The organism is Leisingera sp. M523 (assembly GCF_025141335.1).
GTDB lineage: Bacteria > Pseudomonadota > Alphaproteobacteria > Rhodobacterales > Rhodobacteraceae > Leisingera.
The window spans coordinates 868,025-880,934 of record NZ_CP081036.1; the positions used below are offsets into that span (position 1 = coordinate 868,025).

General features: G+C 61.3%; 11 protein-coding genes and 1 pseudogene. 7 read left to right on the top strand and 5 right to left on the bottom strand.

The window, feature by feature from the left end:
- Nucleotides 1-338 precede the first annotated feature (338 nt).
- A pseudogene (locus K3557_RS04085) lies at nt 339-1,615 on the top strand (IS3 family transposase).
- A gap of 430 nt (nt 1,616-2,045) precedes the next feature.
- Here the strand turns inward: K3557_RS04085 and K3557_RS04090 are convergent.
- The 5 genes from K3557_RS04090 to K3557_RS04110 form a co-directional block, all read right to left on the bottom strand.
- Nucleotides 2,046-2,774, bottom strand: coding sequence for a hypothetical protein (locus K3557_RS04090; RefSeq protein WP_259997838.1), 729 nt, complete (start codon nt 2,772-2,774; stop codon nt 2,046-2,048).
- A 234-nt stretch (nt 2,775-3,008) separates the two neighbouring features.
- Entirely contained in the window at nt 3,009-3,284 is a 276-nt protein-coding gene (locus K3557_RS04095; protein ID WP_259997839.1) for a hypothetical protein, read from the bottom strand.
- A 156-nt stretch (nt 3,285-3,440) separates the two neighbouring features.
- Nucleotides 3,441-4,361: a manganese-dependent inorganic pyrophosphatase gene (locus K3557_RS04100; protein ID WP_259997840.1), complete on the bottom strand. Its 921-nt coding sequence runs from the start codon at nt 4,359-4,361 to the stop codon at nt 3,441-3,443.
- A gap of 104 nt (nt 4,362-4,465) precedes the next feature.
- Nucleotides 4,466-5,446 carry a TraB/GumN family protein gene (locus K3557_RS04105; RefSeq protein WP_259997841.1) on the bottom strand — a complete coding sequence of 327 codons (981 nt, stop codon included), beginning with the start codon at nt 5,444-5,446 and terminating at the stop codon, nt 4,466-4,468.
- 41 nt (nt 5,447-5,487) lie between these two features.
- On the bottom strand, nt 5,488-6,495 hold the full coding sequence (locus K3557_RS04110) for a TraB/GumN family protein (RefSeq protein WP_259997842.1): 1,008 nt from the start codon (nt 6,493-6,495) through the stop codon (nt 5,488-5,490).
- A 148-nt stretch (nt 6,496-6,643) separates the two neighbouring features.
- Here K3557_RS04110 and K3557_RS04115 point away from each other — a divergent pair, with 148 nt between their 5' ends.
- From K3557_RS04115 to K3557_RS04140, 6 genes are all read left to right on the top strand, one after another.
- Complete coding sequence (locus K3557_RS04115; RefSeq protein ID WP_259999545.1) at nt 6,644-7,336, top strand: DUF2161 domain-containing phosphodiesterase; 693 nt, start codon at nt 6,644-6,646, stop codon at nt 7,334-7,336.
- 157 nt (nt 7,337-7,493) lie between these two features.
- On the top strand, nt 7,494-8,495 hold the full coding sequence (locus K3557_RS04120) for an isopenicillin N synthase family oxygenase (protein WP_259997843.1): 1,002 nt from the start codon (nt 7,494-7,496) through the stop codon (nt 8,493-8,495).
- A 185-nt stretch (nt 8,496-8,680) separates the two neighbouring features.
- On the top strand, nt 8,681-8,968 hold the full coding sequence (locus tag K3557_RS04125) for a co-chaperone GroES (protein ID WP_027258120.1): 288 nt from the start codon (nt 8,681-8,683) through the stop codon (nt 8,966-8,968).
- Between the two features lie 64 nt (nt 8,969-9,032).
- Nucleotides 9,033-10,685 carry a chaperonin GroEL gene (groL, locus tag K3557_RS04130; protein WP_259990879.1) on the top strand — a complete coding sequence of 551 codons (1,653 nt, stop codon included), beginning with the start codon at nt 9,033-9,035 and terminating at the stop codon, nt 10,683-10,685.
- Between the two features lie 205 nt (nt 10,686-10,890).
- Entirely contained in the window at nt 10,891-11,478 is a 588-nt protein-coding gene (locus K3557_RS04135) for a GNAT family N-acetyltransferase (RefSeq protein WP_259997845.1), read from the top strand.
- 87 nt (nt 11,479-11,565) lie between these two features.
- On the top strand, nt 11,566-12,879 hold the full coding sequence (locus K3557_RS04140) for an alpha/beta hydrolase (protein WP_259997847.1): 1,314 nt from the start codon (nt 11,566-11,568) through the stop codon (nt 12,877-12,879).
- Nucleotides 12,880-12,910 lie beyond the last annotated feature (31 nt).

Below are 12,910 nucleotides of genomic sequence, written 5' to 3' on the forward strand. Positions count from 1 at the left end.
AGTATATGTTTCTCTGTGAGAGCGTTTGCTTTCACCGGGACGAGAAAGTCCTCCATGTCGAAGTAAAAGGGAAATCGGTCCCTGCTTATGAAACTGGGCGATGGATACTTTTTTCCGGTTTGACGACATCGCTTGGATCGAGGTTCGGAACTACAAAAACCTCCCCAAGTAACGCTGATACAGGCTTACAAAAAGTCCCTTTCATAGATGCGCCCGCGAGCAAGCCCGAGCTTCATCGCGGGCGTTTCTTTTGAACCGTATCCAACCGGGGTCATCCCCCCGATCTTAAGGGGATGCGGAAGTAGAATTTTCTCGGCAGGGTGAACGAGGGGCTTCCGATGAAGAAGACACGTTTCACAGAAGCCCGGATCTTGGGTGTGCTGCGCCAAATGGAGGGCGGTGTGCCTGCCGCCGAGCTGTGCCGTGAGCACGGGAGTGAGGCGGAAACGGAATTGATCCAGTGGATCAATTCCCCGCCGAACCGGCGCCACGCTGTACAAGTGGCGGGCGAAGTATGGCGGCATGGACGCCAGTCTCATAAGTGAGAGCGAGCTATTGTCCGCCATTGGTCCGAGGGCAATGGCGAGCGGCGCTGGCCGAGGAGAACCGGCGGCTGAAGCGCATGCACGCTGACGTCAGCATGCAGAACGATCTCCTGAAGGAGGCGCTCGGAAAAAATGATCCGGCCACCCACTGCCCGGCAGGGCATTGCGCAGCAATGTCCCGAGAGGGTCAGCGCCGGGAGTTGGCTGTGAAGGCGGTGGCGATGAAGGGCGTCAGCATAGCGCTGGCCTGCCGGGCATTCGATGTCAGTGAGACATGCTACCGGTACAGCCCGAAGCTGGACGGGGAGAACGAGCAAATCGCCGACCTGCTCCTCGGCCTGACGGCGGCAAGGAAGACCTGGGGCTTTGGCCTGTGTTTCCTGTATCTGCGCAACGTGCAGGGTCATAGGTGGATCCACAAGCGGATTTACCGGATCTGCCGCGAGCTGGAGCTGAACCTGCGGAGTGAGCCATTGAGGCGCCATTGGTTCAAGCCCATTGGCGAACGCCGCGCAAGCGTCTGAAGCGGGAAAAGCCGGACGAACTGGCTGTGCCTGAGGTCCCGAGGTCTGGTCGATCCCTGCCCGGCAGGCGATGCCAGCATCGCCGATAGGGGACTTCATGGCCGACAGGCTGGGGGTTGGACGGCAATTCCGGCTGCTGAACGTTCTGGACGACTTCAACCGCGAAGGACTGGGCATTGAGATCGGCTTCTCACTGCCTGCGGAACGGGTTGTTCGAGCCCTAACCAGATCATCGAATGGCGTGGTGCCCCTGCAACAATTCGAGTCGACAACGGCCCGGAATACGTCAGCGGCACCCTCATGGAACGGGCCGGGAACCGGGGCATTGCCTTGGCATATACCCAGCCCGGAAAGCCTCAGCAGAACGCCTATGTCGAGCGCAACAACCGGACGGTCAGGCACGAATGGCTGGACTTGGACATTTTCGAAAGTATCGAGGAGGTCCAGCAGATTGCCACCGAGTGGCTCTGGTCCTACAACCATGAACGCCCCAACATGGGCAACGGCGGGATGACGCCTGCACAGAAACTGAAGATGGCCGCGTAAATTCTACGACCATGCCCCCGCAAAAACGGGGGGGGGTACCAACCCCGTTGTGGCGGAAGCGGCAGATCTCGGTGAGCTTCACCATGATCTCGGGTTTGTAGAGATAATACTTGTTCCAGGCCTTTCGGGTGTTGGTTTCCTAGACCTGCGGCCTGGTTGCGAACCGGAGGTTGCTCCGGAACTTGTTGAAGTAGGAATCCACGCTGCGCAGAGTGGCCAAACGAAGCAGCCGGGCGGTTGCTCTATAGTTCCGCCCAGGAAGGTCTGTGAGGAGCTCTATGTGTCGGTCTGGCTCTGATTTGGTGTGGTATGGCCAATGGAATCCCATCCTGAGATCCTGGCCGTTGATTGAAGCAGCAATCTCGGCGTCCACCAGGTCGGCATAGTCCTCATCGGAGAGCTTGTTGATCTGCGAGACGCTCAGGCCCGTCTAACCAGCCAGAATGCTGCGCCCGGTTGACCATGCGGCATTCCGAAGGTCGTTGTTCATCTTCTTGTTGAAGAACACCAGGGCGATGTCAGCCCTGTCCTGCTTGATCAAATCCGCCATCACCGCACAGAACGCAGCCTTCAGCCCGGCATCACCATCCGTCACGAACACGAACTTGCCCTCTGCGTCTCCGAACATGTCTCGAAGGCGGAAGGCATGTGCAAACTGCATGATGTCGTAGCGCACCAAAGCCCCGCTGTGCGGGAGCTGGAAGAGTTCTTCTTCCTTGATCCGCTTCTGCTTCTGGAGCTTCGAAATGTAATCCTCGAACTCGGTCTTGGACCAAAGCCTGCCATGTTCCCGGAAGCACTTTGACAGCAGGTCCTCGCCGGCCAATACCATCTGGGCTTCGACCTTGTCATGACTGGCTTTGTCGTCAGATTGCAGGGCGGCCTCCATGATGTATCCGCTTCGGGCATGGGCGGTCCAGAGATGCTGAACGATGATCTGGGTGCGCTCCCGTTGGGTGGGCCGATTCATCTTGAGCGACTGGGAGTCTGTTGCGAAACGCGAACTGGCTTTCATCCAGTCGATGCCACCGAAGGCCTCACGCTCAGCCCGGAAGGCGCGGACTTGGTCGTAGATGAAGTCGATCTTCCGGTAGATGTCGTGATACGACATCTGAGCGATGGAACACATCTTCAGGAATGGCCCCCCCTTGACCATCATGCGATAGTGAAGAGGGTTCTTGTCACTGCGCTTCTGGCGTCTCGTTGCCCGGCCGATGGAAAAGGTTTTCTTGCAGCATTTGCATTGGTATCTGGGGTCGCCGCCAGCGGTCTTTCCGAAGCTGCGGTATTGATCCGGGTGCACCGCCAGCGATTACCCCAGATTCTCGCACTCAGGATTCCTGCACCCCGGTGCAATCGGATAGACCCGTTGCAAATCCTTGATTCTGTTTTGTTATTCGGTAATCGCCTTGTTGTTTTTCAGGCGGTGATTGGTGCTGCATGTCGAACAGGTGAAAAACTCACTGTGGCGACTGCCGGCCACTACGCCGCGAATTTCTCCGGGCGGTGCCGCTGGGCTACCCAAAGGCCGCTTGTATGGATCTGGAGAAAGTCCCAGCCCTGAGCACTGCGGGTTCCGGCGGAAATTGACATCAACACCCTCGAAGGGGAGAGGCAGCCGGCGCTCAAGGCCGAGGTCTCTCGAAGATATCTTCGAGAGGTCGTTCATGTGGAAACCCTCCAAAATCCCCCAAGGAGACGTTCAAGAGAGTTTCTAAGAGGTAGATTGGCCATTTTGTGGCCAACCGAGGTCTTTTTTTCAACATTTACCGTCAGGGGCTGGGCCCTACGGGGCGCCTTTTGCGGTCCGGGCCGGCAGCGGCGCTTAGACTTTCAGGTTCGGGATGATCTGCTTTTTGCGCGACATGATGCCCGGCAGCACCACGGTGTCGCCTGCCGCATCGGCGCCAAAGCTTTTGGCGGCCACGGTCTTCACCAGATCGTTCGGCACCAGAAGGGTGGCTTCCTCGTTCAGGATGTCCACGACGAACAGCAGCACCTGGTCAACACCGTCCTCTGCCGCGACGGAGGTCATGGTCTCCATCAGCGAGGCCTTGCGGTCCAGCACCACGCCCGGCGCGGTGGTTTCCAGCACGGAGACGCGGAATTTGGTGCCCTCGACGGCGTATTCCTTGGAGTCCATGCGGAGCAGTTCCGCGTCCGAGAAAGAAGAGACGTCGGATTTGGCGGCAAACATTTCAGCGGCGTAGTCCGCGATATTGATGTTCAGATCGGCGGCCAGCTTTTCGGCCACGGCCTTGTCATGCGCGGTGGTGGTCGGCGAGCGGAATTCCAGCGTGTCGGACAGGATGCAGGTCAGCGCTGCACCCTTGATCGCGTCCGGCATCTTGGCGGCGTCATCGCCCATCAGGTCGTGCATGATGGTGGCGGTGCAGGCCAGCGGACGGATGGTGATGTCGATCGGGCCTTTGGTTTCCAGGCCGCCGACCAGCTTGTGGTGGTCGATGATCGCTTGCACATCGGCGCCGTTGATATTGGCAGGCAGCTCGGCGGGGTTGTTGGTGTCAACAATGACCACAGCCGCGTCATCGGCCACGTCGGCGATGATCGCGGGCTTCTCGAAACCCCAGCGCTGCAGCATGAAGGCCGCTTCGGTGTTCGGTTCGCCCAGCAGTTTGGGCTCGGCTGCGGCACCCTTTACCTCGTTCAGATACCAGGCCCAGATGATCGGGGAACCGGTGGAATCGGTGTCGGGGGATTTATGGCCGAAAACTTGGATGGTCATGGGGCAGTCCTGTTCACTCAAGAGGTCCGAAGGGAGATTTGCGCGCCTTATAGGGCTGGCGCGCAGGCTTGTCACCCCGCAGCCGCTGCAATGCGGCGTTGTGCCTAGAACGGGGCGCGTTCCAGCCTGTAGCCCTCTTGCCGCAGAAGGTTCAGCAGGCCGGCCCTGCCTGGCAGATGCAAGGCGCCGGCGGCCACCACGATGCGGTCGCCCCTGGCCGCTTCGATCACCGGGATCCAGTTGCGGTTGCGCTGGTCGAGCAGCCCGTCCATCGCCTCTGCCCACAGGGTTTCGCGCTCTGCCCTGGTCAGGGCGCCGCTTTGCAGGAAGTCCCATTCGCTCAGGAAAAGCGCGCTCAGCGCTTGCTGGTCGAAATAGGCCTCAACCGTGGTGATGAAACTGTCCTGGCCGCCGCCCATCATGGCGGTAAAGGCGCGCAGCTGACGGACCTGCTCTTCCAGCGGATCGGCGTCCATCATCCGGATAACGCTCATCGGATCTTCGAGCGACTGCAGGGCAACACCGGCGTCTTCGGCCAGCTTGCTGAGCCGTACATCAAGGCCCCGTTTGATGTCCTTGTCCTGGCGCAGGCAGGGCGGGAATGACATTGCCATCGCCAGGAACCAGGGCCGCATCTTGGCTGCCATCCAGGGGGCCATGCCATGGCTGCGGACCTTGGCGGCCAGGGCCTCCCACTCATCGGCGGGCAGGCGGTCGATCAGGCTGGGGCCGTCGGTGATCAGCATCAGCGAGGGCGTGCGGCCCAGTTCGGCCTCGAACGCCGTCTTGTCGGCGGGGCTGGCCTCCATCAGCAGAAGGTCTGCCTGGCGTACCAAGGGGGCCAGCCGGGCGGTGATGGCCTCCATCCGCGGATCGTTGATGTGCAGGGTGCCGATCACATGCAGCGTGCGGGTGCCGCGCCGGGCGATCCAGTGGTTGCCTTCGGCAAAGGGCACAGCGGCGGTGCGCGCCTCGATGCGGGCGCGGTCCGGTGCGGCGAGGGCGGTGCGCAGGTCGGTGCCGGTGCAGGCCGCCCACAATGAGGCGGGCAGCAAGAGGAAGAACAGGCAAAGGAAAAGCCGCATAACGGGAGGGTCCTAAGATCTGAGTGCGGGCGGGAGCCGCCTTACCACGGCGCCGGAGCGAGGCTGAAGCCCTTGGCTTTCAGCAGGTTCAGAACACCGTTTTTGCCGGGCAGATGGGCAGCCCCGACGGCGACGGCAATCCGGTCCTGCCGGGCGGCCAGGATGGGTGTCATCCAGCGTTGGTTGCGCTGATCCAGCAGGCGGCGGTTGTACTGCCGCCATAGCCGCGCGGTTTCGGCGCCGGAGAAGCTGCTGTACTGGGCACTGATCCAGGGGGCGAGGACAAAGGAAGTCCAGACACTTTGGTCGAAATAGGCTTCAACCGGGGTGGCATCCTCGGGCTTGCCGGATTGCACCAGTTCCAGTTCCAGCGCCAGCATCCGGGCCTGATCGCTGAGCGGCAGGCTGGCAATTGCTGCCAGCGCCTGTTCCGGGGTTTCCAGCGCCCCCAGCGGGATCCGTTTGCGCCGGGCAAAATCGGATATCCGGTCATCCAGCCCGCGCCGCAGGCCAAAACCGTAGGGGCGGCAGCCGCTTTGCACCACAAACATAGAAATCGCCCAGGGCTGCATCCGGTTCATGGTCTCTGGATTGACGCCGGTCACCTGGGCCGTCAGCTGGAACCGCTCCCAAGCGTCGCGGGGCAGCAGGTGCCGCAATTCCTGGCCTTTAGGCAGCAGGAAACTGCGGGCCAGCTCATCAGGCATCCGGTCCAGGCGTTCCAGATCGGAGTCGGAGGTTTCCAGATAAATGGCGCCTGCTTGCGCCAGCACCGGGCGCAGGGTGCGCATCACCTTGGCCATGCGGGCATCGCCGCCATGCATAGTGCCGATCACATGTATGGTGCGGTTCCCCTTGGTGGCGACCCAGTGGTTGCCGCGCGAATACGGGGTGGCGGCCATCTCGCGCTCCAGCCGTGCCTCGGTGGCGGCGGGCAGATGGTCGCGGTAGTCGATGCCGCGGCAGGCGGCCATGGCGGCAGGGGCCTGCAGGGCCAGGCCAAGTACCAGCCCAACTGCCAGGGCGCGTGCAAGTGCTATCGGTTTCATTCTAAGCCCTCTCACCGGTTCCGGAACAGCAGCCTGGATGTATGACCCTAGGGTGCGGCGCCGGGGGCGGCAATGCAAAACCCTGCGTCTGGGCCGCAAATTCGTGCCGCGGATTGCCATCGGCAGCGCGACCTGCCAGTCATGGGCGATGGAACGCGAGGATCAGCTGTATGCGCCGGTAAAGGCGCTGCTGGAAGGGCAGGGCTATGAGGTGAAGGGTGAGGTGGGCGCCGCCGATGTGGTGGGTGTCCGCGGCGCGGAGCCAATGGTGATTGTCGAACTGAAGCTGAAGTTTTCGCTGTCGCTGTTTCACCAGGCGGTGGCCCGGCTGGCGGTCAGCGACCTTGTCTATATCGCGGTGCCGCGGCCCGGAGGGCGGCAGGCGCGGCGGATGATGAAGGACAATCTGGCGCTGTGCCGGCGGCTGGGACTGGGGCTGATCACGGTACTGGCGGACGGCCGGGCCGAGGTGCATTGCGACCCCGGCCCTTATGCCCCGCGAAAGTCGAAGAAGAAGCAGGCGCGGCTTTTGCGCGAGTTTCAGACATTGCGCGGCGATCCCAATGCGGGCGGCGCCACCCGGCATGGCATAGTTACGGCCTACCGCCAGGATGCGCTCGCCTGTGCGGCGCATCTGGCCGATGCGGGCGCCTGCAAGGGGGCCGTTGTTGCCAAAGCCACCGGTGTTGCGCGCGCGACGCAATTGATGGCCAGCAACCATTACGGCTGGTTCGAGCGGGTGGCGACCGGCATCTATCAGCTGACGGATGCGGGCCGTGCGGGACTGGTGCATTGGGCCGGCAGCTGGGAGGATGAGGCGCCGAAAGAGTCATCAAGGTGAATTCTATCCTCGCATCTAAGCCTAATACCGCCTTTATTGCATCGCTTGTTACGCGGTTCAGATGAATTGAGGTCAACTCAGTTGTGATTTTTCCCTGTTGAGCCTGCGCGCCTCTAGGCCGATGACAGGCCCAGCTTTGCATGAGGGGGAGACAGCAATGGCACATCAGGACATCGACCGGCTGCAGGACCGGCTGCGGGCGCAGCGGCAATCCTTCGACAAGATCCCGGTGATCGACATCAGCGCGCTGAACAGCGGCGGCAGCCTGTTCGAGGTGGCCAAGGAAATCCGCTGGGCGCTGACCAATGCAGGATTTTTTTACGTCAGGAACCACGGGGTACCCGAGGCAGTGGTGAACGGCGCCTTTGATGAGACACGGGCGTTCTTTGATCTGCCGCTGGCGGACAAAATGGACCTGCATATCTCCAAATCCGGGCTGGCGTTGCGCGGCTACATCGAGATCTTCGGCGAAAACACCGACCCCAAGAAGACCAAGGATCTGAAGGAATGCTTTGACATCGGGCCGGAATGCCCCGGCGGTACCGCGCCGTTTTTCGGCGCCAACCTGTGGCCGGCGGCGCGGCCTGCATTCGAATGGGCGGTCTATGGCTACCATCAGGAGATGAAAGGCCTGGCAGAACGGCTGATGCGGGCAATTGCGGTCAGCCTGGATCTGAAGGCGGATTTCTTTGCGCCCAGGATGCAGGACCCGATCACCATCCAACGGTTGCTGCATTACCCGCCGCAAGAGGGGCAGATTGATGAGAGCGTGATGGGCATCGGCGCCCATACAGACTACGGCAGCCTGACAATTCTGGCGCAGGATGACGTGGGCGGGTTGCAGGTGATGAACCGTGATGGGGATTGGGTCGAAGGTCCGCCGATCGCCGGGACTTTTGTGATCAACATCGGCGATCTGATCCAGCGGCTGACCAATGATCTGTATCTCGCGAACCTGCACCGGGTGGTGAATGCCTCGGGGCGGGAGCGCTATTCGATCCCGTTCTTCATTGATGCGGATGCAGATGCCGTGATCCAGCCGCTGGACAGCTGCGTCAGCGCGGAAAACCCGGCACGGTATCAGCCGGTGACCTGCGGCGCGCATAAGTTCAGCCGCTTCAAGGACAGCTTTGCGCATTTGAAAGACAAGGCGGCTTAAGCGGAATTTCCGAAGACAGCAGAGGGCGCGCCGGCGCCCTCATTTTTTTGCCGATTCCGTGTTGACAAGGGAGGGGGGCATTCCTAGCTTCCCCTCGTTAGCACTCAGCAGATGTGAGTGATAACTGCCCTGCCAGGGAGCGGGGCAAAGGATAACAACCTTTGAGCCTTTAAGGAGCTGCAAAGATGGCATTGAAACCGCTTCATGACCGCGTACTGGTGCGTCGCACCGAAAGCGAAGAAAAAACCGCGGGCGGTCTGATCATCCCCGAAAGCGCAAAAGAAAAGCCGAGCGAAGGCCAAGTCGTCTCGACCGGCGAAGGCGCGCGCAAGGACAGCGGCGAGCTGATTGCGATGGCTGTTTCGGCTGGCGACAAGATCCTGTTCGGCAAGTGGTCCGGCACCGAGGTCACCGTCGACGGCGAAGAGCTGCTGATGATGAAAGAAAGCGACATCATGGGGATCATCGAGTAAGCCGCCCGGCTTCTCTGACCCCCTATTATCGCTGCCAAACAGAAATTCTCGAGGAGAATGAAATATGTCTGCTAAGGACGTCAAATTCGCAACCGACGCACGCAACCGCATGCTGAACGGTGTCAACATTCTGGCTGACGCCGTGAAAGTGACCCTGGGCCCCAAAGGCCGCAACGTGGTTCTGGACAAATCCTTTGGCGCGCCGCGCATCACCAAAGACGGTGTGTCGGTTGCCAAGGAAATCGAACTTGAAGACAAGTTCGAGAACATGGGCGCCCAGATGGTGAAGGAAGTTGCTTCCCGCACCAACGACGAAGCCGGCGACGGCACCACCACCGCCACCGTGCTGGCCCAGGCCATCGTCAAAGAAGGCCTGAAGCAGGTTGCAGCGGGCCTGAACCCGATGGACCTGAAGCGCGGCATCGACCTGGCGACCTCGACCGTTGTTGCCGGCATCAAAGAGATGGCCCGCGAAGTCAAAGACTCCGCTGAAGTTGCCCAGGTCGGCACCATCTCTGCCAACGGCGAAGCTGAAATCGGCCAGCAGATTGCTGACGCGATGCAGAAAGTCGGCAACGAAGGCGTGATCACTGTCGAAGAAAACAAGGGTCTGGAAACCGAGACCACTGTTGTCGAAGGCATGCAGTTCGACCGCGGCTACCTGTCGCCCTATTTCGTGACCAACGCCGACAAGATGATTGCAGATCTCGAAGACTGCATGATCCTGCTGCACGAAAAGAAACTGTCCTCGCTGCAGGCCATGGTGCCGCTGCTGGAGCAGGTGATCCAGTCGCAGAAGCCGCTGCTGATCATTGCAGAAGACGTCGAAGGCGAAGCGCTGGCAACCCTGGTTGTCAACAAGCTGCGCGGCGGCCTGAAAATTGCTGCTGTCAAGGCACCGGGCTTCGGCGACCGCCGCAAGGCCATGCTGCAGGACATCGCAATCCTGACCGGCGGCCAGGTGATCTCCGAAGATCTGGGCATGAAGCTTGAGTCCGTGACCATGGACATGCTGGGTTCGGCCAAGAAGATCGAAATCACCAAAGACGAAACCACCATCGTCGACGGTGCAGGCCAGAAAGCCGAGATCGAAGCCCGCGTTGGCCAGATCCGCGCTCAGATCGAAGAAACCACATCTGACTACGACCGTGAGAAACTGCAGGAACGCGTTGCCAAACTGGCAGGCGGTGTTGCCGTGATCCGCGTCGGCGGCATGACCGAAGTCGAAGTGAAAGAGCGCAAAGACCGTGTGGACGATGCTCTGAACGCAACCCGCGCAGCTGTGCAGGAAGGCGTGATCGTCGGCGGCGGTGTTGCTCTGGTTCAGGCCGGCAAGGCGCTGGAAGGCCTGGAAGGCGCCAACGCCGACCAGAACGCCGGTATCGTGATCGTGCGCAAAGCGATTGAGGCGCCGCTGCGCCAGATCGCCGAAAACGCCGGTGTTGACGGTGCTGTTGTGGCCGGCAAGGTCCGCGAAAGCTCCGACAAGAACTTTGGCTTCAACGCTCAGACCGAAGAATACGGCGACATGTTTGCCTTTGGTGTGATCGATCCGGCCAAAGTGGCGCGTACCGCTCTGGAAGACGCCGCATCGGTTGCCGGTCTGCTGATCACCACCGAAGCCATGGTTGCCGACAAGCCCGCCAAAGAAGGCGCAGGCGCCGGCGGCGGCATGCCCGACATGGGCGGCATGGGCGGCATGGGCGGCATGATGTAATCACAGATCCCATCGGGATTTGTGATGAGGCGACAGGCGATTGACCGTTAAGGCCAAGCTGCCGGAAGCTGCACCGCTTATGACTGCAAGAATTTGGGGCTGCCTTTGGGCGGCCCCTTTTTGTTTTGGCGGGTACAGAAGGCCCGCCTTGCGGGCCTGCCTCCGGCGGGAGTATTTGTGCAAAGGTGAATGCGGGAGGATTGGAGTGGTTGTCGGGCCGGATACGTTGAACGAGGTGAAGGAAGAGCATTTTGATGAGGTCGAGGCGGTTTTGCTGACCGCCTTTCCCACTGATGCCGAAGCGCGGCTGGTGCGGCAGCTACGGGCGGACGGCGACATGCTGTATGAGTTCCAGACACCCTGGAAGGGCAGGATCGGCGGCTATTTCGCGCTGAGCCGGATGCAGGCGCCTGCGGACTGGGCCTGTCTGGCGCCGATGGCGGTGCTGCCCGAGTGGCAGGGGGGCAGGCTGGCCGAGCGTAATCCGAACATGGAGGCAGGCGGGCCGCAGGAAGAGGCCTATCGTCGGCCGTGGCGGTTCGGCTCTCGGATGCTGCAGCATTTGCAGAGTTACTATGAGGTCTTTCCTGCTGGTGTGCAGGAACGATTGCCCGAAACTATCGTGGTGCTGGGCAAGCCCTCCTTCTATGGGCGCTATGGCTTCAGCCTGCAGCGGGCGCAAAAGCTCAGCAGCCCCTATCCGCTGGAATACACTCTGATCCTGCGGCGGGGCGATGATGTGCCGGTGGCGGAGCTGATCTATCCGCAGGCGTTCCTGGGCGGCTCCGGTTGACACGATATTTTCATTGGCCGGACATATGTTTGCGGGCTAGCCTTCAGAATTGCTGAAGTGGAGCGCGCAAAAGGGAGGGACCGGCGGATGGCGATACTGTCAGGGCGGATAGTGGTCCGGCTCTTACTGGCGCTGCTGATTGCGGGCTGCGGGGTGTCGCCGGTGGACCGGCTGGCCAAGCCGCCGAACCTTTACTCAACAGGGCGCAATTACCAGGCGGAGCGGGTTCCAGAGGCGCAGCGCACGGTCGTGCCCAGGCTGCTTTATGTCACCAACCGGTCGCAGCGGTTGAATGGCGACGGGTCGGTCACCTATCTGGCGGAGCGGTCGGATTCGATGGCCTTCGGCACCGCAGAGGTGCAGTTCACACGGGTCGATGACTGGCCGGAATTGGTGGCGCTGACCCATGCAAATACAAGCGGGCGGCTGCCGCGGCTGAAAGTGACAGAATTCCGCGACGGGATCCGTTTCTCCAAGACGCCGTTGCCGGCCGAGCGGCGCGGCGGCAGGGTGGTGACCGAGACACAGGCGGAAAGAGATTATGCCGCCTATGCTGCAGAATTCCGCAAGGCGGTGGCGGCTGAGGTCCGGCGCGCGGGTAGCGGGCGCATTCTGCTGTTTGTGCACGGGTTCAACAATGATTTTGATGAGGCGCTGACCACCCTGGCCAATATCTGGCATTACTCCGGGCGGCGTTCGGTGCCGATGGCGTTTTCCTGGCCTGCGGGCAGTTCCGGCCTGTTCAAGTATTTCCGCGACCGGGAGGCGGGGGATTTTTCGGTCTTTCATCTGAAGGAAACGCTGGATTTGCTGGCCTCGGTTCCGGAGGTGGAGGATATCGACATCGTTGCCCATTCCCGCGGTTCGGATGTGGCGGCCACGGCGCTGCGGGAGCTGGTGATCCGCGAGCGCGGGCGGGGCGTGCGCCCCAAGATCACGCTGAAGACCGGCACGCTGGTGCTGGCGGCGCCGGATTTGGATGTGGGCATCGTGCGGCAGCGGCTGATGAGCGAACGGGTCTTTGCGGCCTTTGAGCAGGTCAATGTGTACATCAACCCGGATGATCAAGCGCTGGCCATTGCCTCGATCCTGACCCGGGAGGCGCGGTTCGGGCGGCTGGATGCATCGGATTTCGCCCCCGGTGAACTGGCCGCGCTGAAGAAGGTGGGGCTGGTGCATTTCATCCGGGTGGAAGGGGCAGGCGGATCGGGCCATTCCTATTTCCGCGACAATCCCGGCGCGATGTCGGACATTGCGCTGGTGCTGCGCACGCGGGCGTTTCCGGGCGGCACGCTGCGCCCCCTGGAGCTGGATCACGACAATATCTGGACCCTGCATCCGGATTACCCGCTGGAGCGGTTGCCGGATTTGGATCTGGACTTTGTTCAGGACCGCCGCTGAAGACCCGCAGGGCGGGCCTGCCTCCGGCGGA

Bases quoted from the DNA above. Each gene is read 5' to 3' on its own strand.
- K3557_RS04140 (WP_259997847.1), top strand. From the start codon at position 11,566: ATGGCGATACTGTCAGGGCGGATAGTGGTCCGGCTCTTACTGGCGCTG.
- K3557_RS04125 (WP_027258120.1), top strand. From the start codon at position 8,681: ATGGCATTGAAACCGCTTCATGACCGCGTACTGGTGCGTCGCACCGAA.
- K3557_RS04095 (WP_259997839.1), bottom strand. From the start codon at position 3,284: ATGAACGACCTCTCGAAGATATCTTCGAGAGACCTCGGCCTTGAGCGC.
- K3557_RS04105 (WP_259997841.1), bottom strand. From the start codon at position 5,446: ATGCGGCTTTTCCTTTGCCTGTTCTTCCTCTTGCTGCCCGCCTCATTG.
- K3557_RS04120 (WP_259997843.1), top strand. From the start codon at position 7,494: ATGGCACATCAGGACATCGACCGGCTGCAGGACCGGCTGCGGGCGCAG.
- K3557_RS04110 (WP_259997842.1), bottom strand. From the start codon at position 6,495: ATGAAACCGATAGCACTTGCACGCGCCCTGGCAGTTGGGCTGGTACTT.
- groL (WP_259990879.1), top strand. From the start codon at position 9,033: ATGTCTGCTAAGGACGTCAAATTCGCAACCGACGCACGCAACCGCATG.
- K3557_RS04090 (WP_259997838.1), bottom strand. From the start codon at position 2,774: ATGATGGTCAAGGGGGGGCCATTCCTGAAGATGTGTTCCATCGCTCAG.
- K3557_RS04115 (WP_259999545.1), top strand. From the start codon at position 6,644: ATGGAACGCGAGGATCAGCTGTATGCGCCGGTAAAGGCGCTGCTGGAA.
- K3557_RS04100 (WP_259997840.1), bottom strand. From the start codon at position 4,361: ATGACCATCCAAGTTTTCGGCCATAAATCCCCCGACACCGATTCCACC.